General features: G+C 47.0%; 1 protein-coding gene. It reads right to left on the reverse strand.

Annotated elements, in window-relative coordinates:
- Window positions 1–532 (reverse strand): acetate--CoA ligase family protein (locus R7Z49_RS27305; protein WP_318112802.1); only part of this gene is annotated, 532 nt, incomplete at both ends.

Raw genomic sequence — 532 nt, forward strand, 5'->3', positions numbered from 1 at the left:
ACTGGATGGATATCCAGTCTTTGTATTTCAGGTAACTCAACCGCCATTTGCGAAATACGAACTAAGAATTTTGACAGCTCAGTAATATCGAGCGCATCTTTGTGTTTCTGAAGACGGATCTTCCCGGACTTTAATGCAACCACGACTAAATAGCGTGCAAGCGTCATATTCAAAGGAGGCAGGGCGGCCACCGCATCTTGAGCGATGTTCCATTCAGAGCCACCTTGACCAAGTAAAATGACAGGCCCAAATACCTTGTCGACCGCTATACTGATTCGCAACTCTTCCGCGCTGCCAAGCTTCGCCATGCCTTGAACTAGCAGGCCGTGTACGTTTGCAGATGGGTAACTGAATTTGACGGTATCTAAAATCGATTGTGCAGCGTTAGAAACTTCTCGACTATTTCTCAAATTAAGCGCCACGCCGTGTACGTCTGATTTGTGAGGAATATCAGGAGAGCGAAGCTTCACGGCGACCGGGTATCCAATATTTTCTGCCATGTGAACAGCTTCGATTTCATCCGATGCTATCC

It is taken from the genome of Vibrio sp. 1562, from assembly GCF_033340155.1.
Classification (GTDB): domain Bacteria; phylum Pseudomonadota; class Gammaproteobacteria; order Enterobacterales; family Vibrionaceae; genus Vibrio; species Vibrio alginolyticus.